This is a genomic window from Caulobacter sp. GW821-FHT10C03, from assembly GCF_059415485.1.
In genome coordinates, this window is record NZ_JBWKNI010000014.1 from 53,423 (window position 1) to 77,670 (window position 24,248).

A 24,248-nucleotide genomic window follows, 5' to 3' on the forward strand; every position below is an offset into this window, starting at 1 on the left:
CCGCTACCGACAACTCGCACGGAAACAGACGGATTTGATATCGGCCATGGGTGGTCAGCGGTGGCTTGCAGCGTCTCCAAAGTACGTCTCGATCAGTTCAAGCACCAAAGCCGTGTCATGCTCGCTCCCCCGGGAGTGATACTGGGCATGGTCGTTGCTAACCCACCCATCGTTTATGCGAACGCCGAATGGCGCACCATCCAGGCGAACGGCGAAAATGTGAGCGCCGCTCCAGCTTTGATGGAAGTTCAGCCAACCGTTCTCGAAATAGATGAACCAGCGGTCCTCCATTTCGCGAGGCACGAAGCCGCGCTTCATCCGATCGCCTTCAGAGTCTGAAAATGGCTTGGCGATGCGAAGCGGCGCTCGCTTCGTTGGCGACGGTAAAGCCTTCCACGACGCCCTCGTCGCGCAAGGCAAAGGAAGCTGGAGGATATGGGTCTCGGAGCGTTCAAGCAGACTTAGGATAGCCGCCTCGTCCAGCAGAAGGTCGCTTCCGCTTCCTCCCGGGCGAAATTGCGCCAGCGCATCGACCAGATCCAAGACCACAGCGTCGTCGGGATAGCTGTCCTCAAGCAACACCTCCAACGCCTGGGCGGCCTTCAGCCCTTGGGTTTGGCGAAACTCGGCTATGGCTTGTGCGATCTTGCTCATCCGATCACGGTGCAGCCGTCCTGCAAACTCCGCAACGGGTCGTGAAGCGACGTCGGCCCGGAGGCTCATTCTGGATGCTCAGATGAACGTCGTGAGCAAGTGTTGGTCTCGGTCACGCTCGCGGGTGAAGCCGAAGCGGACTGCTCAGCAGTCCGCCCCGCCCGCTCGCGCGGCTGACGGAGGGTTTCCCGCCACAAGGGCGGGAATGACGGGATTAAAAGAGCAGCCTCACACCCCCGCCTCGCGCTGATACACCGGCAGGTCCAGCGACGGCGGCGCGAGCCCGGCCTGGCTCAGCAGGTCGTGGGCCTGGCCGCGGTGATGGGTCTGGTGGTTGAAGAGGTGGGCCAGGGTCTTCCACAGCGGGCCGACCACCTCGACCCCGTCGGCCTTGCGCACCCAGCGGAACTGCGCCGCGCAGGCCTCGTCGGTGAGGCCGGCGACATAGGCCACGAGGCCCGCGTCCTCGGCGTCGCGGGCGGCGCGCAAGGACGCCAGGTCGTCGAACAGCAGGGTGTCGAGGCCGTAGGACGGCAGCGGCGTGCCGGTCAGGCGCGCGGTCCAGATGCGGTCGGTGACCAGCAGGTGGTTCAGGGTCCCGGCGATCGAGCCGAAGAAACCGCCGCGCGGCGCGGTGAAGCAGCCCGGCGGCAGGGCCTCGCAGGCGTCGTGCAGGCGGGCGTTGGCCCAGGCGTTGTAGCCGGCCATCAGGATGAAGTAGTCGCGCATGGGGTCGGCTCCGAACGCGGGCGGGTTGTGGGTCGCCCGGTGCGGAGATGGCGCAGCTTGGCGGGCGGTGCAAGGTTCGGACTGGCCAGACGCCTCCACGGAGCCCCTCTCTCTTTGAGAGAGGGAGGGGCCCGCCGCGCAGCGGTGGGAGGGTGAGAGGTGACAAACTCTCCGAACGAGGCGCCGCCAAGCGGTCCCGACAAAAGGACCCAGGACTTTCCGGCAAAAGGTGAAACCTCTCACCCTCCCACGCCTTGCGGCGTGGGCCCCTCCCTCTCTCTCAGAGAGAGGGAATTATATCGCCACCTCGAACGCCGCCTCGGTCTTGGCCTGGACCTCGTCGACGCTGACGCCGGGGGCCAGTTCGATCAGCTTCACCGGGGTCTTGCCGCGGTTGATCTCGAAGACGCCCAGTTCGGTGATCAAGAGGTCGACGACCCCCGCGCCGGTCAGCGGCAGCGAGCAGGCCTTCAGCAGCTTGGGCGCCCCCGACTTCTCGCAGTGGTCCATGACCACGACCACGCGCTTGACGCCGGCCACCAGGTCCATGGCCCCGCCCATGCCCTTGACCATCTTGCCGGGCACCATCCAGTTGGCGAGGTCCCCGGTTTCGGAGACCTGCATGCCGCCCAGGATCGACAGGGCGATGTGGCCGCCGCGGATCATGGCGAAGCTGTCGGCCGACGAGAAATAGGAGCTGGAGTCCAGCTCGGTGATCGTCTGCTTGCCGGCGTTGATCAGGTCGGCGTCCTCCTCGCCCTCATAGGGGAAGGGACCCATGCCCAGCATGCCGTTCTCGCTCTGCAACGTCACGTGCATGCCCTCGGGGATGTAGTTGGCCACCAGGGTCGGGATGCCGATGCCGAGGTTCACGTAGAAGCCGTCGCGCAGCTCCTTGGCGGCGCGGGCCGCCATCTCGTCGCGGGTCCAGGCCATTACGCTTGTTCCTTCTGGCGCGTGGTGACGCGCTCGATGCGCTTTTCGAACTTCGCGCCCTTGATGATGCGGTCGACGAAGATGCCGGGGGTGTGGATGTTGTCCTTGTCGAGGGCGCCGGTCTCGACCAGTTCCTCGACCTCGACGACCGTGGCCTTGCCGGCCGTGGCCATCATCGGATTGAAGTTGCGGGCGGTCTTTCGGTAGACGAGGTTGCCCTCGGCGTCGGCCTTCCAGGCCTTGACGATCGACAGGTCGGCCACCAGGCCGCGCTCCATCACGTACATCTCGCCGTCGAACTCGCGGGTTTCCTTGCCCTCGGCGACCAGGGTGCCGTAGCCGGTGCGCGTGAAGAAGGCGGGGATGCCCGCGCCGCCGGCGCGGATGCGTTCGGCCAGCGTGCCCTGCGGGTTGAACTCCAATTGCAGTTCCCCACTCAGGTATAGCTGTTCGAACAGCTTGTTCTCGCCCACATAGGACGAGACCATCTTCTTGATCTGACGGTTCTCCAGCAGGATGCCCAGGCCGAATCCGTCGACCCCGCAGTTGTTGGAGATGACCGTGAGGTCCTTGACCCCCGTTTCGCGGATCGCCGCGATCAGGTTTTCGGGAATGCCGCAGAGACCAAAGCCCCCCGCCATGATGGTCATGCCGTCGAACAGCAGACCCGCCAACGCTTCAGCGGCGTCGGACTTCACCTTGTCGACCATGGTTCCTCCCGGAGCGACGTTCGCCGACTGCTCTGAAGCGCCGGCCGGAGAAATTCAAGCCTTGATGAATAAATTTTCCCGCCACGCGACTTCGATCGGTGAGCGCGCGTGACGGGCGAGCCTAACACCGCGCTCGTGACGCCCGCCACCGCCGGCGCCCTGCTGACCCTGGCGCACCCGGCGCTTGAACGCTCGCGCGCCAATCGCGCCCTGGCCAAGGCGGCCAAGGCCCTTTCCGGCGTCACTTTCCACGACCTGTACGAGACCTATCCGGACTTCGCGATCGACATCGAGACCGAGCAGCAGAAGCTGCTCCAGCACGACATCATCGCCTTGCAGTTCCCGCTGTTCTGGTACTCGCCGCCGGCCCTGATGAAGGAGTGGCTGGACCTGGTGTGGCTGCACGGCTTCGCCTACGGCCTGGGCGGCGACGCCTTGGCCGGCAAGCGCCTGTTCGTGGCCTGCACCACCGGCGGGGCGGCCCAGGCCTATCACGCCAAGGGCTACAACCGCTTCACCCTGGACGAATTCCTGCGCCCGCTGGAGCAGACGGCCTATCTGTGCGGCATGGTCTGGGAGACGCCGTTCGTGGTGCACGGGGCGGCGATGAAGGACGACGAGCAGCTGAAGGCCGAGGCCCTGCGCTACCAGGCGCGGCTGTCGGCCCTGCTGACCGCCGACCACGCGGCCGAGGGAGCGTAAGCCATGGAACCGTTCCTGAAGCAGACCCTCGTCTATCTGGGCGCCGCGGTGATCTCGGTGCCGATCGCCAAGCGGCTGGGCCTGGGCTCGGTGCTGGGCTACCTGATCGCCGGCGTGCTGATCGGCCCGGCCATGCTGTCGCTGGTCGGGGAGCAGGGCGACGTCATGCGCTTCGCCGAGTTCGGCGTCGTCATCCTGCTGTTCCTGATCGGGCTGGAGGTGCGCCCCTCCACCCTGTGGGAAATGCGCAAGACGATCTTCGGCCTGGGCGGCGCCCAGGTGGTGGGCACCTCGCTGGCCGTGGCCGCCATCGGCTATCTGCTGGGCCTGCCCTGGCAGACCGCCCTGGCCGTGGGCCTGGTGCTGGCCATGTCGTCGACCGCCATCGTGCTGCAGACCCTCGACGAGAAGGGCCTGAGGCAAGGTCCGGTGGGCCGCGCGGCCTTCGGGGTGCTGCTGCTGCAGGACCTGGCGGTGATCCCGATGTTCGCCCTGCTGCCGCTCTTGGCCACCGTCGCGCCCGAGGCGCACGGCGCGGACGCCGGCGGCCATGGCGCCAGCCTGATCTCGCACCTGCCCGCCTGGGCCCAGGGCCTGGCCGTGCTGGGCGCGGTGGGCGCCGTCGTCGGCGGCGGACGCTACGTCGTGCGGCCGATCTTCCGCTTCATCGCCGAGGCGCGACTGCGCGAGATCTTCACCGCCGCGGCCCTGCTGATCGTGGTTGGCGTGGCGGGCCTGATGCAGGCCGTCGGCCTTTCCCCCGCGCTCGGGGCCTTCCTGGCCGGGGTGGTTCTGGCCGAGAGCGAGTTCCGCCGCGAGCTGGAGACCGACATCGAGCCGTTCCGCGGCCTGCTGCTGGGCCTGTTCTTCATCACCGTCGGCGCCGGCATCGACCTGATGCTGATCGCCCGCCAGCCCCTGACCCTGATCGCCCTGGTGCTGGGCCTGATGGTGCTGAAGTTCCTGGTCATGTTCGGCATCGCCCGCCTGGCCGGCGCGCCCGGACGCGGGGCGGCGGCCGTGGCCACGGCCCTGGCCCAGGGCGGCGAGTTCGCCTTCGTGCTGCTGAGTTTCACGGTCGGGGCCGGCGTCATCGGCGCGGACCTGGCGGCCTTGCTGACCGCCGCCGTCGCCGTCTCCATGGCCCTGACGCCGGTGGCCATGATCCTCTACGAGCGCATCGCCGAGCTGATCAACGCCTCGATCCCCGACGTCGAGCCCGAGGCCCCCAATTTCGACGAGGGCGAGCCCGACATCATCATCGCCGGCTTCGGCCGGTTCGGTCAGATCACCGGCCGCCTCTTGCAGGCCAACGGCTTCAAGTCGACGGTTCTGGACAGCGACATCGAGCAGATCGAGCTGCTGCGGCGCTTCGGCCGACGGGTGCACTATGGCGACGCCACGCGCCTCGACTTGCTGCGCGCCGCCGGGGCCGAGCACGCGCGGATGCTGATCGTCGCGCTCGATGATCGCGAGAAGACAGCCGAGCTGGTCGAGACGGCCCGCAACGCCTTCCCGCACCTGATCATCCTGGCCCGCGCCTGGGACCGCCGCCACGCCTACGACCTGCTGGCCAACGGCGCCGACGCGGTCGAGCGCGAGACCTTCGAGGCGGCTTTGGCGCTGGGTTCGACGGCCCTGCAGAAGCTGGGATTCCGCGCCCACAAGGCGTTCCGGGCCACCTCCTTCTTCCGCCGCCACGACCGCAAGACCTTCGAGGACCTGAAGCCGATGTGGGGCCAGGAAGAGGCCTATATCCTGGCGTCGCGCGACGCGGCCCAGACCATGGACCGCCTGCTGGCCGCCGACTTGGCCAGGATGCGTCCGGGCGAGATGGGCGGCGCCTGGGACACCGCCGCCCGCGACGAGGAACTGCGCAAGCTGGCCCAGCGCCAGGGCCGGGACGGCGAGCCCGTGGAACCGGCCGACGCGGACGGCTGGACGGGAGCGCCGCCGAAGGGCTAAGGCAGGAGGAAGGTCGTCAATAACAACGGGAAAGAAGCGGCATGTATCTGGAGTGCTATCCCACCGAGAGCCGGCCGCCGGAGATCGTGCCTGGACGTCCGCAGCGGGCCTGGATGGACCACTTCGCCGACCGCCATCCCTATCGCTGCCTGCCGCTGACCATGGCCAACACCACCGGCTGGGAGATCCTGTGCCCGGTCGGGTTCGAGGCCACCTGGAACGGCGGCGTCCACCAGAACGACATCACCTTCAAGTCGGACCACCCGCACCCGGGCTTCGACGATTTCGTCAAATCGCACTTCTCGCGCGGGACGATCACCTTCCACACCGGCTATCTGTTCCGCACGCCGCCGGACTGGCTGATCTGGACCATGGGTCCGCCCAACCACATCAAGGACGGCATCCAGCCGCTGGCCGGCCTGGTCGAGACCGACTGGCTGCCCTTCCCCTTCACGATGAACTGGATCTTCACCCGCCCCGGCACGGTGAAGTTCGCCAAGGGCGAGCCGTTCTGCTTCATCACCATGATCCAGGACAAGCCGCTGGAGAACGTGCAGCCGGTGATCCGGCACATGAACGCCAACCCAGACATCCGCAAGCAGTACGACGTCTGGGCCGAGAAGCGCGGCGAGTTCAACGCCCGCATCGCCGCCCGCGACCCGGCCGCCACCAAGGAGGCCTGGCAGCGCTTCTACTTCAAGGGCGAACTGCCCGAGGAGATCGAGGCCCCGGCGCCGAAGGGCCACGTCAACAAGCGCCGCCTGAAGGCCCCGAAGATCGGGTTCTGAGGCCCCATTTCTTCCCGTCATTCTCGCCCTTGTGGCGAGAACCCCTGGTTCCGCTCGCAGGTGAGATGCAAGCGGCGTGCTGAGCACGCCGCCTCTGCCGCCCTTGCGGCTGACAGAGGGGTTCCCGCCACAAGGGCGGGAATGACGGGCGTTGGGGGTTAGCGCCCCAGCACCCGCCCCGCCAGCCAGCGCCGCACCGGCTCGTCGATCAGCTTGAGGCTGGCCCAGGCGATCGCCACCGCCGCCGCGAACACCCCGACCCCGACCAGCGCGCCCTGGGCGGCGGGGATTTTCCGGTCGATGACCCAGCCGGTGTAGATGTAGATCAGCGGATAGTGGGTGATGTAGAGCGGGTAGGAGAGGTCGCCGAAGAAGCGGGCGATCCGCAACGACGGGCCGCTGGCGTCCTTCTCGCCGGCGCCGATGGCGACGATCAGCGGGAACAGCAGGATGATGCAGGCGGCCTCGTAGAGGCCGTTCAGCCACAGCCGTTCCGTCCCGCCGAAGCGCGGCAGGGAAAAGGCGGCGACCAGCAGCAGGCTGCAGACCCAGAAGCCGTGGCCGACCTTGATCCGCTTGCCCAGCCGCATCAGCAGCACGCCGGCGAAGAACGGGAACATCACCCGCGTAAGCCCGATCTGGACGCCATTGGCGTCCAGCGCCCAGCCGCCGATCACGTCGCCGCGCGGGCCTCGCACCAGCAGCCAGATCAGCGCCATGGCCGACAGCGCCACCAGGCCTCCCAGCCAGCGGTTCGAAAGCTTCCGCAGACCGACGGCGTAGAGGAAGTTGGCGATATATTCGTAGAACAGCGACCATTGCGGGCCGTTCAGCGGATAGATCTCGCCCCAGCCGCGGATCTCGGCAGACGGCCGCAGCGGGATCATCACGAAGCCCAGCAGCAGGACGCCGATCACCTGCCAGGTCGTGGCCGTCGCCAGCTTGGGGAACAGCGACCAGTGCTGGAGGCCCAGCAACGCCGCGCCGACCAGACCGCCGATGATGATCATCGGCTGGAGGCGCACCAGGCGGCGCTTCCAGAAGTCCCACTGCCCCATGCCGCCTTCCCAGCGGTCGTCATAGGCGTAGGCGATGACGAAGCCCGACAGCAGGAAGAAGAAGTCCACCGCCAGGTAGCCGTGGTTGATGATCTGCTTCTGCGGACTGCCGCCGGAATAGGCCTCGAACAGGTGGAAGACGACCACCATCAGCGAGGCAACGCCCCGCAGGCCGTCGAGGATGACGTAGTGGCTCTTGGTCCGAACAGGGGCCGGGGCGGTCGCGGAGGATGACGTCATGAACCAAGCTTCGCTGGTGAAGAACGCGCCAGCGTTGTTGGGTTCGCCGTTGAACCTCAACCCTTTTTAGAAAACGCCATCGGCCTGTCGCCGGGGCCTGCCGCTAGACGGGGGCCTGTCTCCGGACGGGTCGCACCGCCTCAGAGGTTCAGGAACAGCCGCCCCGCCAGCCAGGCCGTGGCCAGCCAGAAGGCGCTGCTGAGCACGCCGCCGAAGAACAGGGCGCGTCGGAAGTCGCGGCTGTGCAAAAGTCCGGGCGCGGCGACGGGCCGCGTATCCTGCGTGTGGAACACCTGGAACATCCTCCCGTGGCCCGGCGCTGTGGGGGCTCGCGCCGTTAACCACGGACTCGACGATGTCACGAAACTGACGAAACACAACCTTGGCCATCGCCTTTCGGGCGAATTTCCGCCGCTTTTTCGCCAATTTTGGTGCATTCACACCAAAAATCATCCCCGACCGACAGCCCTGGGTTTACCGACGATCGATATGGGCGCATAGATAGCATTGGAACATAAATCAATCGGAGGTTGCTGTGGCGTTCTCTGATTTCCTTGCTTCCGCCCGCATCAATCGCGCGTTCATCGGCCCGCTGACGGAGGCGCTCAAGCCGGTCCTGGCGCTCAACACCGTCGTCGACATCCTGGTGGTGGTCGACTTCAACATCGCCACCGTTCCCGGCGAAGGGTTCGGCGTCGGTTCGGTCATCGAGCTGATCCGCGCCTCCAAGGTCGGCTGCATGCGGTTCCGCATCGACATCGCCCTGCGGGGCGCGGGAACGCCGGCGGTCGTCGTCCCGGCCGACCCCTACGCCGCCAAGTACGTCAACTTCCGGTTCGACATGCAGGACGGCGCCGCCAAGGTCATCGACCGCTACGAGCAGATCTGGTGCTTCGGCTTCGCGCCGAACAACAGCGGCGGCAATTCGGATGCCCCCATCCAGGCTCACCCCACCGCCTCGACCGACACCGAGCTGGCCTATCTGGCCAAGTGGATGAAGACCAAGAAGGGCGGACTGTTCGCCACCGGCGACCATGACTATCTGGGCGCCTCGATGTGCTGGCGCATGCCGCGCATCCGCTCGATGCGGCGCTGGACCAACGCCGACGGCGTGCCGCCGATCGACACGCCCGACCGCATCGACACCCTGCGCCCGCCCTCGCCCGCCTACGAGCCGGGCTGGCCGGGCGGCCCCCTGGCGCTGGGCAACGGCCCCCACCAGGGCGACCTGACCCCGCAGCCGATCGACTGGGAACCCTGGCAGCGCCAGCGGATCAGCGTTTTCCTCGAGAAGGTGCGGCCCCATCCGGTGCTCTGCCACCCGACCCTCGGGCCGATCGACGTCATGCCCGATCACGCCCACGAGGGCCTGTGCCACGACACCGGCACGATCGATCTCGACGCCGCCTACGACTTCGGCGAGGGCAAGGAGGCGGAATATCCGGACGCCCTGAGCGGCGGTCCCAAGCCCGAGCCGACCGTGATCGCCTACGGCGCGACCCTGGCCTCGCCGCCCTACGTCTTCTCCAAGGGTCCCCAGCCGGCCCGGTCGCGCTTCCCGATGATCAGCGTCTATGACGGCCACCGGGCGGGGGTGGGCCGGGTGGCGACGGACTCGACCTGGCACCACTGGTTCGACGTCAACATCGGGGACATCAAGGCCGAGAACGGCGACAACTGGGCCAAGATCAGCCGCTACTACATCAACCTGGCCAGCTGGCTCAGCCCGCCGGGCTACACCACCCGCTGCCTCTATTTCACGACCTTCGTCAGCCACTTCCAGACCCCCGGGTTCCAGGAGTACGCGCCACGCCTGACGGCCCTGGAGCTGGGCGGGGTGCTGCGGCGCTGGATCGTGCGGACCTACGGTCCGTGCTGGATCACCCAGTCGCTGTTCGACCTGCTAGACGAGCTGCGCTTCCCCTATGCCGAGATCGACAAGATCAAGCTGCCCGGCCCATGGCCGTGCCTGACCTGCCCGCCGTTCGAGCTGTTCGAGGACGCGATCCTGGGCGGGCTGGTCAAGGGCGGCCTGGAGGAGGCCGAGCGGATCAAGACCGCCATGCTGCACGGCCGCTCGCCCGACCCGATCAAGGCCGACAGCCTGAGGGACGTGCTGACGGCCGGGGTGACCCCGGCCATCCAGGAGCTGACCAAGCTGCTGGGCGCCGAGCACGAGGCGGTGGGCGAGGCCCTGGGCCTGGTCGGCCGCTACGCCGCCACGCCCGAACGCCTCGCCAAGAATTGAAGGGCGTCAGACGGCCTTCACGGCCGAGGCGATGTCGCCGACGACCTTGCGCACCAGGGCCGGGTCGTCGCCCTCGGCCATGATGCGGATCAGCGGCTCGGTGCCCGAGGCCCGCACGACGATGCGGCCATTGCCGTTGAGGGCGGCCTCGCCGTCGGCGATGGCTTCCTTCACGGTCTTGGCCTCCAGCGGCTTGCCGCCGGCGAAGCGGACGTTTTCCAGCAGCTGCGGCACCGGCTCGAACTGGCGGGCCAGGGCGCTCATCGGCTGGCCGGTCTCGATCATCACCGCCAGCACCTGCAGGGCGGCGATCAGGCCATCGCCCGTGGTCGAGAAGTCCGACAGGATCAGGTGGCCCGACTGCTCGCCGCCGACGTTGAAGCCGCCCTCGCGCATGCGGGCCATGACGTAGCGGTCGCCCACGGCGGTGCGCTCCAGCGTCAGGCCCAGGTCCCTGAGCGAGCGTTCGAGGCCGAGGTTCGACATCACGGTGGCCACGACGCCGCCGGCCTTCAGCTTGCCGGCCCGGGCGAAGGCGCCGGCGATGATGGCCATGATCTGGTCGCCGTCGACGATCAGGCCCTTCTCGTCGCAGATCACCAGGCGGTCGGCGTCGCCGTCCAGGGCGATGCCGATGTCGGCGCGGTACTCACGCACCAGCTTGGCCATCGCGTCGGGATGGGTCGAGCCGCATTCCTCGTTGATGTTGGTGCCGTCCGGATCGACGCCCAGGCTGATGACCTCGGCGCCCAGTTCGTAGAGGGCCGTGGGGGCGACCTTGTAGGCCGCGCCGTTGGCGCAATCGACGACGATGCGCAGGCCCGAAAGGGACAGGTGACGCGGGAAGGTCGCCTTGACGATCTCGACATAGCGGGCCTGGGCGTCGTCGATGCGCTTGACGCGGCCAAGGTCGCGCGGGGCGGCGAGGCCTTCCTGCAGGCCCTCGCCCATCAGGGCCTCGATCTTCAGTTCCTGCTCGTCCGACAGCTTGTAGCCGTCGGGGCCGAACAGCTTGATGCCGTTGTCGGCGAAATTGTTGTGCGAGGCCGAGATCATCACGCCGAGGTCAGCGCGCATCGAGCGGGTCATCATCGCCACGGCCGGGGTGGGCAGCGGGCCGAACAGGCGCACGTCCATGCCGACGCTGGTGAAGCCGGCGACCAGGGCCGGCTCGATCATGTAGCCCGACAGGCGGGTGTCCTTGCCGATCACCACCAGGTGACGGCGGTCGTCCTGCGAGCGGAACAGCTTGCCGGCCGCCAAACCGACGCGCAGGGCGACTTCGGCGGTCATCGGGTGCTTGTTGGCCTGGCCGCGGATGCCGTCGGTGCCGAAATAGGCGCGCTTGCTCATGGGGGTCTTCATGTCGCTTAAGTGAACTTGCTCGGCCCATATAGAGCCTCGCCGGGGCGGAGTCTGGACCGCGAAACGATCCGAAATGCAGATTTACGTCGCCGGTCCCTGCGCGAGTGCTAAAGGCCGCGCTCGAAATATCCCGTACGGGTAGCAATAATCCTCCCGGCGCGTTCTACAAAGGATCATGTCCCATGTGCGGCATCATCGGCATCGTCGGTAAGGCCTCCGTCGCCGAGCGTCTGGTCGAGAGCCTCAAGCGGCTCGAGTACCGGGGCTACGACTCGGCCGGCATAGCGGGCGTGGTGGGGACGGGCGTCGAACGCCGCCGGGCCAAGGGCAAGATCAAGGCCCTGGAAGAGGTGCTGGCCGCCGAGCCTCTCACCGCCACCACCGGCATCGGCCACACCCGCTGGGCCACCCACGGCGAGCCGAACCTGAAGAACGCCCACCCGCATTCGGCCGGCCGCGTCACCCTGGTGCACAACGGCATCATCGAGAACTTCGCCGAACTGAAGGCCGAGCTGGCCGCCGCCGGCCGCACCTTCTCCAGCGACACCGACACCGAGGTGATCGCCCACCTGATCGACGCCGAGCTGGCCACGGGCCTGGCCCCGCTGGACGCCTTCAAGGCCACGCTCGACCGCCTGACCGGGGCCTACGCCCTGGCCGTGCTGATCGAGGGGGCCGAGAACCTGGTGCTGGGCGCCCGCCGCGGCAGCCCGCTGGTCGTGGGCGAAGGCCAGGGCGAGATGTTCCTGGGCTCGGACGCGCTCGCCGTCGGCCCGTTCACCAACCGGGTGATCTATCTCGACGAGGGCGACTACGTGGCCCTCGACCACGACAGCGCCCGGATCTTCGACGCCTCGGGCGCGGCGGTGACCCGCCCCGTGCGCGTGGTGCCGGCCAGCGCCGTGATGATGGAGAAGGGCAACTACCGCCACTTCATGGAAAAGGAGATCCACGACCAGCCCGAGGGGTGCCAGCGCACCATCGCGGCCTATGTGGACGCCCTGACCAGCAAGACCGCCATCCCGGGCGAGGTCGACTGGGCCAAGCTGGAGCGCATCCAGATCGTCGCCTGCGGCACCTCCTACATCGCCGGCGTCGTGGGCAAGTACCTGATCGAGCAGCTGGCCGACCTGCCGGTGGACGTCGAGATCGCCTCGGAATTCCGCTACCGCCAGCCGGCCCTGCGTCCGGGAGCGCTGGTCGTGGCCATGTCGCAGTCGGGCGAGACCGCCGACACGCTTGCGGCCCTGCGCTACTGCAAGGCCAAGGGCATGAAGAGCGCCGTGGTCGTCAACGCCACGGAATCGACCATGGCCCGGGAGGTCGACGTGGTCTGGCCGATCCACTGCGGTCCGGAGATCGGCGTGGCCTCGACCAAGGCCTTCACCGCCCAGGTCAGCGTGCTGACCGCCATCGCCGTGGCCGCCGCCAAGGCGCGCGGGACCATCGACGCCGCCGAGGAGCAGCGCCTGGTGAAGGTGCTGCTGGAGGCCCCGCGCCTGATCGCCGAGGCCATCCACCTGGAAGGCGCGATCAAGGAGATCGCCGCCGACGTCGCCAAGGCCCGCGACGTGCTCTATCTGGGCCGCGGCCCGATGTCGGCCCTGGCCCTGGAAGGCGCGCTGAAGCTGAAGGAGATCAGCTACATCCACGCCGAGGGCTACGCCGCCGGCGAGCTGAAGCACGGCCCGATCGCCCTGGTGGACGACAAGACCCCGATCGTCATCCTCGCGCCCCATGACAGCTGGTTTGAAAAATCGGCCTCGAACATGAGCGAGGTCATGGCGCGCGGCGGCCAGGTGATCTTCATCACCGACACCGAAGGCGTGAAGCACGCCCCGGCCGGCGCCAAGGTCGTCGTCACCGCCCCGGCCAGCGATCCGCTGGTCTCGACCCTGGTGATGTCGGCCCCGATCCAGCTGCTGGCCTACCACGTCGCCGTCATCAAGGGCGCGGACGTGGACCAGCCGCGCAACCTGGCCAAGTCGGTGACGGTGGAATAGCGCCGCACGCTTGACGGCAGAACCGGCCAAAGACTCTACTCCCGGAATGTTTTCCGGGGGCGTGCTTCGATGATCGATAGACCTTGGCTGGCGGCGGTGCTGGCGCCCGTCGTCCTGTTCGGAGCGGCGGCGCAGGCCCGCGCGGCCGAGGCGTACGACGCCGCCAACTGGCATGGGCTGTGCGACGCCGTCGGCTGCTCGACCTGGGGCGCGGGCGAGACCCTGGCCCAGCCGGGTTATGTGCTGCTGGCCGAGACCGCCGGCGGCCGGCGGCTGGTGTTCGGCGCCGGGGTGCGCTCGCAGCGCCCGTCGGACGGCCAGCTCAAGATCGAGATCGCCGACAAGGCCGGCGCGACGCTGTGGTCGGCGACCCTGCCCGGCCGCGCCAACCGCCCGTCGACGCGGGCGGTGCTTTATGACGACGCCGAGATCCAGCGCGCGCTCGACGCCCTGAAGGCCGGGGCCAGCCTGAAGCTGGGCCTGACCTCGGATCCGTGGCCAGCGGCGACCATCGCCCTGAAGGACGCCGGCGCGGCCCTGGCGTGGTCTCGGGCCAAGCCCGGCGTGGCCGCCTCGCCGCCGATCGTGCGCCGCCCGGCCGCGCCGCCCTCGGCCGACCTGCCATCGACGCCGCCCGAAGTGGCCAAGGCCTGCGAGGCCCTGTCGGAATTCGCCATCGTCCGCCTGTCGCCCAACAAGATCCTGTGGGTGTCGAACTGCAGCGGCGTGTCGATCAATGAAGACGCCAAGCTGCACATGACCGACGACGCCGGCCGGCTGCTGCCGCTGCCGGCCTTCGGCGACGCCCCCGCCGGCGGCGCCCCGGAGCTGACCAACGTCACCTTCGACTACCAGACGCGGGTGCTGACGGCGGTGTTCCGCGACAACCGCTACTACGGCTGCGGGCAGCGGCGCGACTGGGTGTGGGACGGCCAGCGCCTGGCCCTGATCCGCGACGCCTCGGCCGAGTGCATCGGCATGGACGAGACCGACTGGCCGACCTCGTTCCGGGCCATGGTCGAGGAGCGCTAGCCCGCCGCCAGCCCGGCCAGGATCAACGGCTTCACCTTCAGGTCGGTCTTGCTGAACACGAGGTCCTCGCGGCCGAAATACTCCTTCTGGCGGCCGGCGCACCAGTCGGTGGTGACGATGGTCAGATGGGTCTTGTCGGGGCGCGTGGGGCCGCTGGCGTAGGCGAAGTCGCCGGTCAGCCTGTCGAACGGGAAGCCGCGATCCTGGTCGGTGCGCGACAGGATGTCGGCCAGGGTCGCCGCGTCGACTTCCGCCTTCATGATCACGCCGTCGAAGCGGACCACGGAGTCGTAGGCGTAGCGGCTCAGCTCGCCGGCCGGCAGGCCCATGCCCATGGTCGTGTGGCCCATGAAGCCGACGTCGGCGCCGGCCGCCCTGGCCATCAGGCCGGCGACCTTGCGGCCGGTGTCGCCCAGCGACAGGGCCTTGGGGACGCGGGCGACCACCGCCCGCTCCTCGGGCAGCAGGCGGGCGGCGAGCACCTCTTTGACGTGACGCTTGAGGACCGGATCCGCCGGTCCATTGGGATCGACCACGACGCGGGAGATGCGGATCGGGTCGGCCTTGCGGGCGCGATCGATCGTGGCCACCGTCAGCGGCTGGCCCCAGGCGCCGGTGTGGACGTAGCGGCTGGACCCCCGCGCGTGCTCGACCGTCAGGTGGTTGTGGCCGCCCAGGAACAGGGTGCGGTCGGGCAGGCCGGCCAGCAACGGCCGGTCGGCGGGCAGGCCGGCGTGGCTCATCACAATCAGGAGGCCGTCGCTGGGCGGAGCGGACGGCAGATTGGCCTGCGCCCACGGCGTCGGCGCCGGGATCGACAGGTCGGGCCGGATCGCCTTGGGATAGGTGTCGATCGAATTGGTGGCCCAGCCGACCAGATGCACCGGGTAGCCGAGGTCGAGCGTGGCGCGCGAGGAGGCGATCGGACGGCCGGTGCGCTTGTCGACGATGTTGCTGACCACGGTGATGCCGAGCGCCCGGGCGCGCTCGGCGGCGGCGGCGATGTCCTCGACCAGGTCGGCGTCGTGGTTGCCGATGTTGATGACCGTGGGCGCCAGCCTGGCGACGGCTTCCAGGAAGGCCCAGTCGAGCTCGCCGTCGCTGCGCTTGGCCACGACGTTGCCGGCCTCGAAGAGGTCGCCGTTCAGCAGGATCAGGCTGGGCGTGGCGTCACGGCGGACGATGCGGCGCATGGTCTCCAGCAGGGCCGGCATGATCCCGTAGGCCGAGTGCAGGTCCGACAGCATCAGCACCTTGGCCCGACCGGTGGCGGCCAAGGCCGCGGGGGCGAGCATCAGTCCGGCCGTCGCGCCGCCGAGCACCGTGCGCCGATTGAAACCGTTCATGCCAAGCCTCCGCGATTGCCGCGCCCTGCCTAGAACTTGTCGGCGGCGGAGGAAACCGTTGAGGGCGAGATCAGCGCGCTTACCCCCTTACTCCCGTCATTCCCGCCCTTGTGGCGGGAACCCCTGGTTCCGCTGACACGGGAAGCGCCGGCGGCGTGCCGAGCACGCCGCCCCACTCGCCTTTGCGGCTGACAGAGGGGTTCCCGCCACAAGGGCGGGAATGACGGGAAGGAAGGAGGTGAGGAAGGCCCCCTCACTTCTCGCTGTCGAGGTGCGCCATCATCGCCGGGGCGTAGCGCTCGCCGGCCGCCGCGCCCTTGGGCACCGCCGCCTCGATGGCCGCCAGGTCGTCGGCGGTCAGCACGACGTCGAGCGCGCCCAGGGCTTCGGACAGGCGGTCGCGGCGGCGGGCGCCGACCAGGGGGACGATGTCGTCGCCGCGCGAGGCGACCCAGGCGATGGCGATCTGGGCGACGCTGACGCCCTTGGCCTGGGCGACGCCGCGCAGGGTCTCGACCAGCGCCAGGTTGCGGTCGAGGTTCTCGCCCTGGAAGCGCGGGGAATGGGCGCGGAAGTCGCGGGCGGCGGGCTGGGCGGTCTTGTCCCAGTGGCCGCTGATCAGGCCGCGCGACAGCACGCCGTAGGCGGTGATCGAGATGCCGAGCTCGCGGGTGGTCGGCAGGATGGCCTCTTCGATGCCGCGCGACAGCAGCGAATATTCGATCTGCAGGTCGCTGATCGGGGCGACGGCGGCGGCGCGGCGGATGGTGTCGGCGCCCACTTCCGACAGGCCGATGTGGCGGATGTAGCCGGCGTCGCGCAGCTCGACGAGGGCGCCGATGGTGTCTTCGATCGGCACGTCGGGATCCAGGCGCGAGGGCCGGTAGACGTCGATGTGATCGACCTGCAGGCGGCGCAGCGAGTAGGTCAGGAAGTTCTTCACCGCCTTGGGCCGGCTGTCATAGCCGAGGAAGGCGCCGTCCGGGCCGCGCAGGGCGCCGAACTTGACGCTGATCAGGGCCTTGTCGCGGTCCTGACCCTTGAGCGCCTCGGCGATCAGCATCTCGTTGTGGCCCATGCCGTAGAAGTCGCCGGTGTCGAGCAGGGTGATCCCGGCCTCCAGGGCGGCGTGGATGGTGGCGATGCTCTCGGCCCGGTCGGCGGGGCCGTAGAGGTCGGACATGCCCATGCAGCCGAGGCCGAGGGCCGAGACGGCGGGACCGGTGGTTCCGAGCTTGAGGGTGCGCATGGCGGTTTCCTTCGTGCGGGGCGGCGCCTGGAAAACAGAAAGGGGTTGGGGACACTCGAGCGCCGCGGTGTTTGACGAGGCGACTATGCCTTCGCGCGACCTGTGCGATAATCCGCTCACTCACGCACGAGCCGTTCGGAAATTCGCACAATGGCCAGCCCCGACCTCGCCGATCTCGACGCCTTCGCCGCCGTGGCCCGGGCCCGGAGCTTTCGCGGCGCGGCCGTGGGCCGAGGGGTGTCGGCCTCGTCGCTGAGCGAGGCGGTGCGGCGACTGGAGGCGGCGCTGGGCGTGCGCCTGCTCAACCGCACCACCCGCAGCGTCACCGCCACCGAGGCCGGCGAGCGCCTCCTGGAGCGCCTCTCACCCGCCCTGGCCGAGGTGGCCGGCGCGCTGGACGCAGTGAACCAGTTCCGCGACAGCCCGACCGGAACCCTGAAGCTGAACGTGCCCGGCGCGGCGGCCAAGCTGTCCCTCGGCGAACTGATCGGCCCGTTCCTGCGCGCCAATCCCGGCATAACGCTGGAGATCATCGTCGAGGACAGCTTCGTCGACGTGCTGGCGGCCGGGGCCGACGCCGGGGTGCGCTACGGCGAGCGGCTGGAGAAGGACATGATCGCCGTGCCGCTGTCGGGTCCCGAGCGCTACCAGGCCGCGGCCTCGCCGGACTTCCTGGCCCGCCACGGCGTTCCGCGCCATCCGCGCGACCTGCTGGCCATGCCCTGCATCCGCCACCGCTTTCCCAGCGGGGCGATGATCGTTCCGGAGTTCGAGAAGGACGGCGAGATCATCCGCGTCTCGCCGGAGGGACCGCTGGTCACCTCGTCGTCGGAACTGGAGATCCGCGCCGCCGAGGAGGGGCTGGGCGTGGTGATGAGCTTCGAGGGCCTGCTGGCGCCGGCGGTGGCCGCCGGCCGGCTGGTCCCGGTGCTGGAAGACTGGAACCCGCCCTTCGACGGACCCTTCCTCTACTACCCCAGCCGGCGGCACATGCCCGCCCCGCTGCGGGCCTTCGTCGACTTCCTGCGGGCCCGCAGAACCGCAAGCCTGGCGGGAAATTGAATCTTCTCCGGCGTTTGCCGCCTGTTCACCGTCGGCTGTCATGCTGCCCGGCGATAGAACGAGGGGCACTCCGCCGATGACCGTCCACAGCCGCTTCGCCGCCCGTCTGGGCGGGGCGTTCGCCCGTGTCGCCACGCGCCTGCGCGGCCTCGGTTCGAACACGCGCGGCGGCATCGCCGTCTGGGTGGCTCTCAGCATCCTGCCGCTGTCGATCCTGGTGTTCGGCGTCGTCGACGTCAGCCGGATGAGCCTGGAGCGGCGCCGCCTGCAGGACGCCCTGGACGCCGCGACCCTGATCGCCGCGCGCACCACCGCCACCGACGAGAGCACCCTGACGGCGACCGGCAGCGCGGCCCTCAAGGCCGAACTCGGCTCCACCACGGCCACGTCGAAGTTCTACGTCGACTCCAAGAAGGAGGTCATCGGCGAAGCCTCGATCTCGATCTCGCCGATCATCCTGGGCCTGATCAACAACAACAAGCCGCTGGTGACCAGCGCCAAGTCCTACGTGGTGCGCTCGTCGAAGAACCTGGAAGTGGCCCTGGTGCTCGACATCACCGGCTCGATGGACGGCACCAGCCGCATCGGCGCCCTGAAGACCGCCGCCGCCGACCTGATCGACACCGTCGTGCAGGACGTGCAGACGCCCTACTATTCCAAGGCCGCGATCGTGCCGTACTCGATCGGCGTCAATGTCAGCACCTATGCCGACAGCGTGCGCGGGGCCGTTCCGTCCAGCACGCTGAGCAGCGCGGCCTGGTACAGCGCCACCAAGACCATCTCGGCCTACACCAAGGGCTCGCCGACGACGATCACCACCTCGGCAACGCACGGCCTGGCGGTGGGCGACTACGTCTACATCACCGGCACCGGCTCCAGCTATCTGAACTCCAAGATCCTGGCCGTGACCAGCGTGCCGTCGACGACCACCTTCAAGGTCACGCCCAGCAGCAGCATCACCAGCACCGGTTCGGCCGGCACGATCTACAAGTGCCTGACCTCGACCTGCTCGGTGGTGATCACCACCGCCTCGACGCACAACTTCCAGACCGGCGACCAGGTGCTGCTGAGCGGCATCAGCGGCATGACGGCCCTGAACAGCCAGAAGCCGACGATCACCTACAAGACCACGACGACCTTCGACACCAACATCGTCGGCACCTCGTACACCACCGCCGGAACCGGCGGCACGGGCTCGTGCTACAGCACCGCCCGCTCGGACATCAGCTGCGCCTTCTTCAACTTCACCAGCGCCAGCAGCACCAGCGAGAGCTTCCCGATCAGCACCTGCGCCACCGAGCGCACGGGCGCCTACGCCTATACCGACGACGCCCCCAGCACCTCGCTGGTCGGCCGCAACTACCCGGCCTCGACCTCCTATGGCGCCAGCTCGACCAACCCCTGCCCGACCAGCATCATCACCCCGCTGAGCACCGACAAGACGGCCCTGAAGGCCCAGATCAACGCCCTGGCGGTGGGCGGCTCGACGGCCGGCCAGATCGGCCTGGCCTGGGGCTGGTACATGGTCTCGCCGAACTTCTCGTACCTGTGGCCCAACACCTCGCAGAAGCCGGCCGCCTATGGCGCCGAGGACCTGATGAAGGTGGTGGTGCTGATGACCGACGGCGCGTTCAACACCAACTACTGCAAGGGCGTGATCGCCAAGGACGCCGGCTCCGGCTCGGGCGGCACGGCCGACCACATCAACTGCGCGGCCACCAACGGCGACGCCTTCACCCAGGCCCAGACGCTGTGCACCAAGATGAAGGCCAAGAACATCATCATCTACACGGTGGGCTTCGACGTCGGCAGCGACGCCACCGCCAAGTCGATGCTCAGCGCCTGCGCCACCAGCAGCGACTACGCCTACTTCCCGGCCAACGCCACCGAGCTGAAGACCGCCTTCAAGGCCATCTCCCAGCAGATATCGGCGCTGCGGATCGCCCAGTAGCAGGCGAGCGCCGCGCCCGAAGCGCGCATGAAAAAGGCCCCGTCCGCGAGGACGGGGCCTTCGTCGTTTCGGAGACCTCGGCGGCCCGATCAGGCCAGCTTGATCTCGCGCAGGCGCTGCTGGAGGAATTCGTCGGCGGTGATCGACTCCGGATAGCGGTCCGGGTTCTCCGCGGTGACGGTGTTGGGCAGGGTCTTGATCTCGTAGTCCGACGCGAAGTGCAGGAAGAACGGCGTCGAGTAGCGCGGCACGCTCCGGCGCTCGGGCGGCGGGTTCTGCACGCGGTGGACGGTCGAGGGCAGGACGTGGTTGGTCAGGCGCTCGAGCATGTCGCCGATGTTGACGACGATGCAGCCCGGCGGCGGGTTGATCGGCAGCCAGTCGCCGTTGCGGTCGAGCAGCTCCAGGCCGCCCTCTTCGGCGCCGAGCAGCAGGGTGATGGTGTTGATGTCGCCGTGGGCGCCGGCGCGCACGCCGGTGGCGTCCTGCGGGATCGGCGGATAGTGCAGCAGGCGCAGCACCGAATTGCCGTTCTCGACGGTCGGCTTGAAGAAGTCGCGGTCGAGCTTCAGGTAGGTGGCGATCGCCTCCAGCACCTTGCCGCCCATGCTGTCGAGGGCGTTGTAGAGCCAGCTGACGTCATGCTTGAAGGCCGGGATCTCGGCCGGCCAGACGTTGTCGGCCATGGTGGCGCGGAAGCGGTGGCCGGGCGGCAGGTCACGACCCATGTGCCAGAATTCCTTCAGGTCGTGGTGCGTGGCGCCCTTGGCGGTCTCGACCCCGAACGGGATGTAGCCGCGCGCGCCGCCCTTGACCCCGGCGTACTGCTTCTTGGTGTCGACCGGCAGGGCGAAGAAGGCCTTGGCGTCGTCCACCGCCGCGTCGATGCGGTCCTGCGGCAGGTCGTATTCCGAGAGCACCGCGAAGCCATAGCGCTCGAACGAGGCGCCCAGCTCCTTGGAGAAGCGGTCGAAGTCCTTGCTGTAGAGGGTGAACGAGACGGGCTCGATGGCGGATGCGGACACGGTTGGCCTTCGGATATTAGTAAGACGGGCCTTACTACACCCAAGAGGCGGCGGAACGAAGGCCGTTCATCCCCCGCTCATGTGGTTTGTCGGAACTTGACCATAACGGGTGCGTTTCATCCGCTAATCGAACACTTCACGGGATAGACGGCAGATGACCAACAAGACCGCCTTCCGCGCCGCCGCTTTGGGCGCCCTCCTGATCGGCGCCGGCGCCATGACGGCCTGCACCACCACCGACCCGTACACGGGCATGCCGGTGCGCAACAACACCGGCACGGGCGCCCTGGCCGGGGCCGGCATCGGCGCGGCCCTGGGCTATCTGACCAACACCAACAAGGGCGAGCAGGGCCGCAAGAACGCCCTGATCGGGGCGGGCATCGGCGCCCTGGCCGGCGGCGCGACCGGCGCCTACATGGACCGCCAGCAGGCCGACTTCCGCCGCAGCCTGGAAGGTTCGGGCGTCGCGATCCGCCGCAACGGCGACCAGATCGTGCTGGTCATGCCCAGCGACGTGACCTTCGCCGTCGACAAGTCGGACGTGCAGCCGCAGTTCACCCGCGTGCTCGACGACGTGGCCCGCACCCTGAACGCCTATCCGCAGACCACGATCGACGTGGTCGGCCACGCCGACTCCACCGGTCCGGACGACTACAACCAGGGTCTGTCGGAGCGTCGCGCCGGCTCGGTGGCCGCCTATCTGACCGGTCCCGGTCGCGTGCTGCCCGACCGCCTGTTCGTGGCCGGCCAGGGCGAGCGCCAGCCGGTCGCCACCAACGACACCGCCGAGGGCCGCGCCCAGAACCGCCGGGTCGAGATCATCCTGCGCCCGCTCACCCAGTAAGCGACGCGCCAGGACGCCAGATCGGGGGCGGGGCGGCTTGACCAGCCGCCCCGCCCTTCGCTTTACAGGGACCATGAAGACCCGCGCCGACCTCATCGCCTTCTTCGACGCCCACGGCGTCGATCATTCCACCCTCGACCACCCGCCGGTGTTCCGCGTCGAGGAGGGGCTGGAGATCAAGAAGGCCCTGCCCGGCGGCCACACCAAGAACCTGTTCCTCAAGGACGCCAAGGGCCAGCTGTGGCTGATCTCGGCGCTGGGCGAGACGGTGATCGACCTCAAGAAGCTGCACCACGTGATCGGCTCGGGCCGGCTGTCGTTCGGCCCCGAGGCGATGATGGTCGAGACTCTCGGGGTGACGCCGGGCTCGGTCACCGCCTTCGGCCTGATCAACGACGGCGAGCGGCGCATCCGCTTCGTGCTCGACAAGGCGCTGGGGCAGGCCGATCCGGTGAACTTCCATCCACTGAAGAACGACGCCACCACCGCCGTCAGCCAGGCCGGCTTCCGCAAGTTCCTCGCCGCCCTGGGGATCGAGCCGATGATCGTCGACTTCGAGGCCATGGCCGTCGTTGGCCAGGACCGGGTCGGCCAGGACGGGGTCGGCTAGGACAGGGTGGGTCGCCTTTTTCCAGCTCAGCTTGAAACCGGACGGCCTTTCTACATTTTAAGTTGCATTGAGGCGCGCGAACTCCACCCTCGAGGAGGCTCTCCATGCATCTGGCTTTCCGACCCGCCCTGACCGCGGTCCTGGCCTGCGCGGCGCTGACGACCCAGGCCTGCGCCCAATCGGAGCCCGCCTCGGGACCCGACCTGAAAGCCTTCGACCAGGCCCGGTTCATTCCGTTCACGCCCTGGCCGGCCGGGCAGGCGCCGTTCACGACGGCGCCGACCGTGGCCCTGCGCCTCGACGGGCCGCTGGGCGCCTTCAGACCGCCGCCGGTGGTGATGGACACCGGCTCGACGGGCCTGGTGATCTCGGCGGCGGACCTGCCCGGCTACAGCCCCGCCAAGACGGCGGGATACAAGCCCGGCTGGGAGTTCCTGAGCAGCAGCAAGCGGCTGTGGATCGGTCACTGGGTTCCGACCAGCGTCGCCTTCCTCGATGGGGCCGGCGTCGAGGTCGCCCGGTCGCAGGTTCCTGTGCTGGTGGTCGAGACCGAGCTCAACTGCCCCGGCTACGACGTGAAGGCCGCGCCGGGGACCTGCGCCGCGCCCAAGGCCCGGATCGATCTGCCCAAGGGCATCGCCTATATGGGCGTCGGCTTCGGGCGCGAGGGCAACGGCCAGTCGCAGGGCACGCCCGACAAGAACCCGCTGCTGAACATCGTCGCCATCGACGGCCGGCCGATCGCGCCGGCGACCTTTCGCCGGGGCTATGTGGTGACGCGCGACGGCGTGCACGCGGGCCTGACCCCGGCGCTGGCCGCCGGCTTCCGGTTCGCCAAGCTGGGGCCGCCGGGCGCGGGCGGGCCGCTGGACTGGCCGCAGGCGCCGATGCGGGTCGCGGCCGGACGCCTGCCCGCCCAGCCGGGCGCTCTGCTGATCGATACCGGCATCCCGACCATGTATCTGGGCGTGGCCGATCCAAGCGCCCTGCGGACGGTCACGCAGACCAACCACAACGACAAGGCCCCTGCAAAGGTGCTGGCGGCCGGCGAGACGGTGACCGTCACCGTGCCGACCGCGCCGGCCACGACCTTCGCCTTCACGGTGGGCCGGCCCGACGACGCGGCCCCCAGCCAGGTGCTGGTGAACTCGCCGATGCAGACAGCCTTCGTGAACACCGGCCGCCACGTGCTGCGCCGCTACGCGGTGCTGTTCGACGCCGACGGCGGCTGGTTCGGACTGCGGCCGGCGGCCGAGGGCGGCCAGGACTAGGCTTGCGCGGCACAACCACAGGCCGCATCCTTCCCGCAAAACAAACCCGAGGGAGGGGCCATGACCTGGTTGCCGATCACTTCTGCTTTGTGCGTGGCGAGCGTCGCGGGACTGGTGGCCCTCAGCGTGCCGGTGGCGACCTATCGGCTGAAGTCGCAGATCACGCTCGGCAAGGGCGACGACCCGGTGCTGACCGCCCGCATCCGCGCCCACGGCAACTACATCGAATACGTCCCGATCGGCCTGATCGCCATCGGCCTGGCCGAGCTGGAGGGCGCGCCGACGGCGCTGGTGCTGGCCAGCGCGATCGCCCTCGCCCTAGGCCGGCTGATCCACGCGATCGGCATGCTGACGGGGGCGAAGATCCCGCCGCGGGCCATCGGCATCACCCTGACCTGGCTGGCCCTGGCAGGCGCCGGGGCCGGGGTCCTCACAGCAATGATCCGCTCGTGACGCGGCG

Annotated in this window: 22 protein-coding genes and 2 pseudogenes; 12 read left to right on the forward strand and 12 right to left on the reverse strand. The window is 68.8% G+C overall.

Annotation, left to right across the window (positions count from 1 at the left end; translation table 11 throughout):
- Positions 1-54 precede the first annotated feature (54 nt).
- The 4 genes from AC07NG_RS17745 to AC07NG_RS17760 all read right to left on the reverse strand — a co-directional run bounded on the left by AC07NG_RS17745 (position 55) and on the right by AC07NG_RS17760 (position 3,029).
- Positions 55-654, reverse strand: a complete 600-nt coding sequence (locus AC07NG_RS17745) for a hypothetical protein (RefSeq protein ID WP_494595388.1) — start codon at positions 652-654, stop codon at positions 55-57.
- A 228-nt stretch (positions 655-882) separates the two neighbouring features.
- Positions 883-1,383, reverse strand: a complete 501-nt coding sequence (locus tag AC07NG_RS17750; RefSeq protein ID WP_494595389.1) for a DinB family protein — start codon at positions 1,381-1,383, stop codon at positions 883-885.
- Positions 1,384-1,677: 294 nt separating this feature from the next.
- Positions 1,678-2,319 carry a 3-oxoacid CoA-transferase subunit B gene (locus AC07NG_RS17755; RefSeq protein ID WP_110119857.1) on the reverse strand — a complete coding sequence of 214 codons (642 nt, stop codon included), beginning with the start codon at positions 2,317-2,319 and terminating at the stop codon, positions 1,678-1,680.
- The gene (locus AC07NG_RS17760; protein ID WP_487290150.1) at positions 2,319-3,029 is read right to left on the reverse strand and encodes a CoA transferase subunit A; all 711 of its coding nucleotides are present in this window, start codon (positions 3,027-3,029) and stop codon (positions 2,319-2,321) included. The genes AC07NG_RS17755 and AC07NG_RS17760 overlap by 1 nt, the downstream gene beginning before the upstream one ends.
- Positions 3,030-3,137: 108 nt before the next feature.
- Here AC07NG_RS17760 and kefF point away from each other — a divergent pair, with 108 nt between their 5' ends.
- From kefF to AC07NG_RS17775, 3 genes are read left to right on the forward strand one after another with little or no spacing between them, the layout of a single operon-like run.
- The gene (kefF, locus tag AC07NG_RS17765; protein ID WP_199228449.1) at positions 3,138-3,731 is read left to right on the forward strand and encodes a glutathione-regulated potassium-efflux system oxidoreductase KefF; all 594 of its coding nucleotides are present in this window, start codon (positions 3,138-3,140) and stop codon (positions 3,729-3,731) included.
- Between the two features lie 3 nt (positions 3,732-3,734).
- The gene (locus tag AC07NG_RS17770) at positions 3,735-5,696 is read left to right on the forward strand and encodes a monovalent cation:proton antiporter-2 (CPA2) family protein (protein WP_110119860.1); all 1,962 of its coding nucleotides are present in this window, start codon (positions 3,735-3,737) and stop codon (positions 5,694-5,696) included.
- Positions 5,697-5,737: 41 nt separating this feature from the next.
- Positions 5,738-6,484, forward strand: a complete 747-nt coding sequence (locus tag AC07NG_RS17775) for a DUF6065 family protein (RefSeq protein WP_487290152.1) — start codon at positions 5,738-5,740, stop codon at positions 6,482-6,484.
- Positions 6,485-6,496: 12 nt separating this feature from the next.
- Here the strand turns inward: AC07NG_RS17775 and AC07NG_RS17780 are convergent.
- From AC07NG_RS17780 to AC07NG_RS17790, 3 genes and pseudogenes are all read right to left on the reverse strand, one after another.
- Positions 6,497-6,632 (reverse strand): annotated as a pseudogene (locus AC07NG_RS17780) (hypothetical protein); the annotation flags it as partial.
- 10 nt (positions 6,633-6,642) lie between these two features.
- Positions 6,643-7,782: an acyltransferase family protein gene (locus AC07NG_RS17785; protein WP_494595390.1), complete on the reverse strand. Its 1,140-nt coding sequence runs from the start codon at positions 7,780-7,782 to the stop codon at positions 6,643-6,645.
- 140 nt (positions 7,783-7,922) lie between these two features.
- Complete coding sequence (locus AC07NG_RS17790) at positions 7,923-8,075, reverse strand: hypothetical protein (RefSeq protein WP_158285907.1); 153 nt, start codon at positions 8,073-8,075, stop codon at positions 7,923-7,925.
- A gap of 242 nt (positions 8,076-8,317) precedes the next feature.
- On the opposite strand from AC07NG_RS17790, the gene AC07NG_RS17795 reads away from it, so the two are divergent.
- On the forward strand, positions 8,318-10,030 hold the full coding sequence (locus AC07NG_RS17795; protein ID WP_494595391.1) for a hypothetical protein: 1,713 nt from the start codon (positions 8,318-8,320) through the stop codon (positions 10,028-10,030).
- A gap of 6 nt (positions 10,031-10,036) precedes the next feature.
- Here AC07NG_RS17795 and glmM read toward each other — a convergent pair whose 3' ends face one another.
- Complete coding sequence (glmM, locus tag AC07NG_RS17800; protein ID WP_494595392.1) at positions 10,037-11,383, reverse strand: phosphoglucosamine mutase; 1,347 nt, start codon at positions 11,381-11,383, stop codon at positions 10,037-10,039.
- Between the two features lie 194 nt (positions 11,384-11,577).
- Here glmM and glmS point away from each other — a divergent pair, with 194 nt between their 5' ends.
- Together glmS and AC07NG_RS17810 are read left to right on the forward strand one after the other, a co-directional pair.
- Entirely contained in the window at positions 11,578-13,398 is a 1,821-nt protein-coding gene (gene glmS / locus AC07NG_RS17805) for a glutamine--fructose-6-phosphate transaminase (isomerizing) (protein WP_487290157.1), read from the forward strand.
- A gap of 69 nt (positions 13,399-13,467) precedes the next feature.
- Entirely contained in the window at positions 13,468-14,430 is a 963-nt protein-coding gene (locus AC07NG_RS17810) for a DUF1176 domain-containing protein (protein ID WP_494595395.1), read from the forward strand.
- On the opposite strand, the gene AC07NG_RS17815 is transcribed toward AC07NG_RS17810, so the two are convergent.
- The 3 genes and pseudogenes from AC07NG_RS17815 to AC07NG_RS17825 all read right to left on the reverse strand — a co-directional run bounded on the left by AC07NG_RS17815 (position 14,427) and on the right by AC07NG_RS17825 (position 17,025).
- On the reverse strand, positions 14,427-15,776 hold the full coding sequence (locus AC07NG_RS17815; protein WP_494595396.1) for a metallophosphoesterase: 1,350 nt from the start codon (positions 15,774-15,776) through the stop codon (positions 14,427-14,429). The two genes, AC07NG_RS17810 and AC07NG_RS17815, sit on opposite strands and share 4 nt — an antisense overlap.
- 91 nt (positions 15,777-15,867) lie before the next feature.
- Positions 15,868-16,033, reverse strand: a pseudogene (locus AC07NG_RS17820) (hypothetical protein); the annotation flags it as partial.
- Positions 16,030-17,025, reverse strand: a complete 996-nt coding sequence (locus AC07NG_RS17825) for an aldo/keto reductase (RefSeq protein WP_494595398.1) — start codon at positions 17,023-17,025, stop codon at positions 16,030-16,032. The gene AC07NG_RS17825 and the pseudogene AC07NG_RS17820, both read right to left, overlap by 4 nt.
- A 150-nt stretch (positions 17,026-17,175) precedes the next feature.
- On the opposite strand from AC07NG_RS17825, the gene AC07NG_RS17830 reads away from it, so the two are divergent.
- Together AC07NG_RS17830 and AC07NG_RS17835 are read left to right on the forward strand one after the other, a co-directional pair.
- Positions 17,176-18,087 carry a LysR family transcriptional regulator gene (locus AC07NG_RS17830; protein WP_494595399.1) on the forward strand — a complete coding sequence of 304 codons (912 nt, stop codon included), beginning with the start codon at positions 17,176-17,178 and terminating at the stop codon, positions 18,085-18,087.
- 76 nt (positions 18,088-18,163) lie between these two features.
- Positions 18,164-20,038, forward strand: coding sequence for a ubiquitin-activating E1 FCCH domain-containing protein (locus AC07NG_RS17835; RefSeq protein ID WP_494595400.1), 1,875 nt, complete (start codon positions 18,164-18,166; stop codon positions 20,036-20,038).
- An 89-nt stretch (positions 20,039-20,127) separates the two neighbouring features.
- Here AC07NG_RS17835 and AC07NG_RS17840 read toward each other — a convergent pair whose 3' ends face one another.
- On the reverse strand, positions 20,128-21,063 hold the full coding sequence (locus AC07NG_RS17840; protein ID WP_110119871.1) for an isopenicillin N synthase family dioxygenase: 936 nt from the start codon (positions 21,061-21,063) through the stop codon (positions 20,128-20,130).
- A 154-nt stretch (positions 21,064-21,217) separates the two neighbouring features.
- Here AC07NG_RS17840 and AC07NG_RS17845 point away from each other — a divergent pair, with 154 nt between their 5' ends.
- From AC07NG_RS17845 to AC07NG_RS17860, 4 genes are all read left to right on the forward strand, one after another.
- Positions 21,218-21,907, forward strand: coding sequence for a YiaD family glycine zipper/OmpA-like lipoprotein (locus AC07NG_RS17845; protein ID WP_487290163.1), 690 nt, complete (start codon positions 21,218-21,220; stop codon positions 21,905-21,907).
- 73 nt (positions 21,908-21,980) lie between these two features.
- Positions 21,981-22,517, forward strand: a complete 537-nt coding sequence (locus AC07NG_RS17850) for a prolyl-tRNA synthetase associated domain-containing protein (protein WP_494595403.1) — start codon at positions 21,981-21,983, stop codon at positions 22,515-22,517.
- Between the two features lie 104 nt (positions 22,518-22,621).
- Positions 22,622-23,788 carry a hypothetical protein gene (locus AC07NG_RS17855; RefSeq protein ID WP_494595405.1) on the forward strand — a complete coding sequence of 389 codons (1,167 nt, stop codon included), beginning with the start codon at positions 22,622-22,624 and terminating at the stop codon, positions 23,786-23,788.
- A gap of 60 nt (positions 23,789-23,848) precedes the next feature.
- Positions 23,849-24,241: an MAPEG family protein gene (locus tag AC07NG_RS17860; protein ID WP_492856291.1), complete on the forward strand. Its 393-nt coding sequence runs from the start codon at positions 23,849-23,851 to the stop codon at positions 24,239-24,241.
- Positions 24,242-24,248: the final 7 nt, after the last annotated feature.

Bases quoted from the DNA above. Each gene is read 5' to 3' on its own strand.
- AC07NG_RS17745 (WP_494595388.1), bottom strand. From the start codon at position 654: ATGAGCAAGATCGCACAAGCCATAGCCGAGTTTCGCCAAACCCAAGGG.
- AC07NG_RS17750 (WP_494595389.1), bottom strand. From the start codon at position 1,383: ATGCGCGACTACTTCATCCTGATGGCCGGCTACAACGCCTGGGCCAAC.
- AC07NG_RS17755 (WP_110119857.1), bottom strand. From the start codon at position 2,319: ATGGCCTGGACCCGCGACGAGATGGCGGCCCGCGCCGCCAAGGAGCTG.
- AC07NG_RS17760 (WP_487290150.1), bottom strand. From the start codon at position 3,029: ATGGTCGACAAGGTGAAGTCCGACGCCGCTGAAGCGTTGGCGGGTCTG.
- AC07NG_RS17770 (WP_110119860.1), top strand. From the start codon at position 3,735: ATGGAACCGTTCCTGAAGCAGACCCTCGTCTATCTGGGCGCCGCGGTG.
- AC07NG_RS17775 (WP_487290152.1), top strand. From the start codon at position 5,738: ATGTATCTGGAGTGCTATCCCACCGAGAGCCGGCCGCCGGAGATCGTG.
- AC07NG_RS17785 (WP_494595390.1), bottom strand. From the start codon at position 7,782: ATGACGTCATCCTCCGCGACCGCCCCGGCCCCTGTTCGGACCAAGAGC.
- glmM (WP_494595392.1), bottom strand. From the start codon at position 11,383: ATGAGCAAGCGCGCCTATTTCGGCACCGACGGCATCCGCGGCCAGGCC.
- glmS (WP_487290157.1), top strand. From the start codon at position 11,578: ATGTGCGGCATCATCGGCATCGTCGGTAAGGCCTCCGTCGCCGAGCGT.
- AC07NG_RS17810 (WP_494595395.1), top strand. From the start codon at position 13,468: ATGATCGATAGACCTTGGCTGGCGGCGGTGCTGGCGCCCGTCGTCCTG.
- AC07NG_RS17815 (WP_494595396.1), bottom strand. From the start codon at position 15,776: ATGAACGGTTTCAATCGGCGCACGGTGCTCGGCGGCGCGACGGCCGGA.
- AC07NG_RS17825 (WP_494595398.1), bottom strand. From the start codon at position 17,025: ATGCGCACCCTCAAGCTCGGAACCACCGGTCCCGCCGTCTCGGCCCTC.
- AC07NG_RS17830 (WP_494595399.1), top strand. From the start codon at position 17,176: ATGGCCAGCCCCGACCTCGCCGATCTCGACGCCTTCGCCGCCGTGGCC.
- AC07NG_RS17835 (WP_494595400.1), top strand. From the start codon at position 18,164: ATGACCGTCCACAGCCGCTTCGCCGCCCGTCTGGGCGGGGCGTTCGCC.
- AC07NG_RS17845 (WP_487290163.1), top strand. From the start codon at position 21,218: ATGACCAACAAGACCGCCTTCCGCGCCGCCGCTTTGGGCGCCCTCCTG.
- AC07NG_RS17850 (WP_494595403.1), top strand. From the start codon at position 21,981: ATGAAGACCCGCGCCGACCTCATCGCCTTCTTCGACGCCCACGGCGTC.
- AC07NG_RS17855 (WP_494595405.1), top strand. From the start codon at position 22,622: ATGCATCTGGCTTTCCGACCCGCCCTGACCGCGGTCCTGGCCTGCGCG.
- AC07NG_RS17860 (WP_492856291.1), top strand. From the start codon at position 23,849: ATGACCTGGTTGCCGATCACTTCTGCTTTGTGCGTGGCGAGCGTCGCG.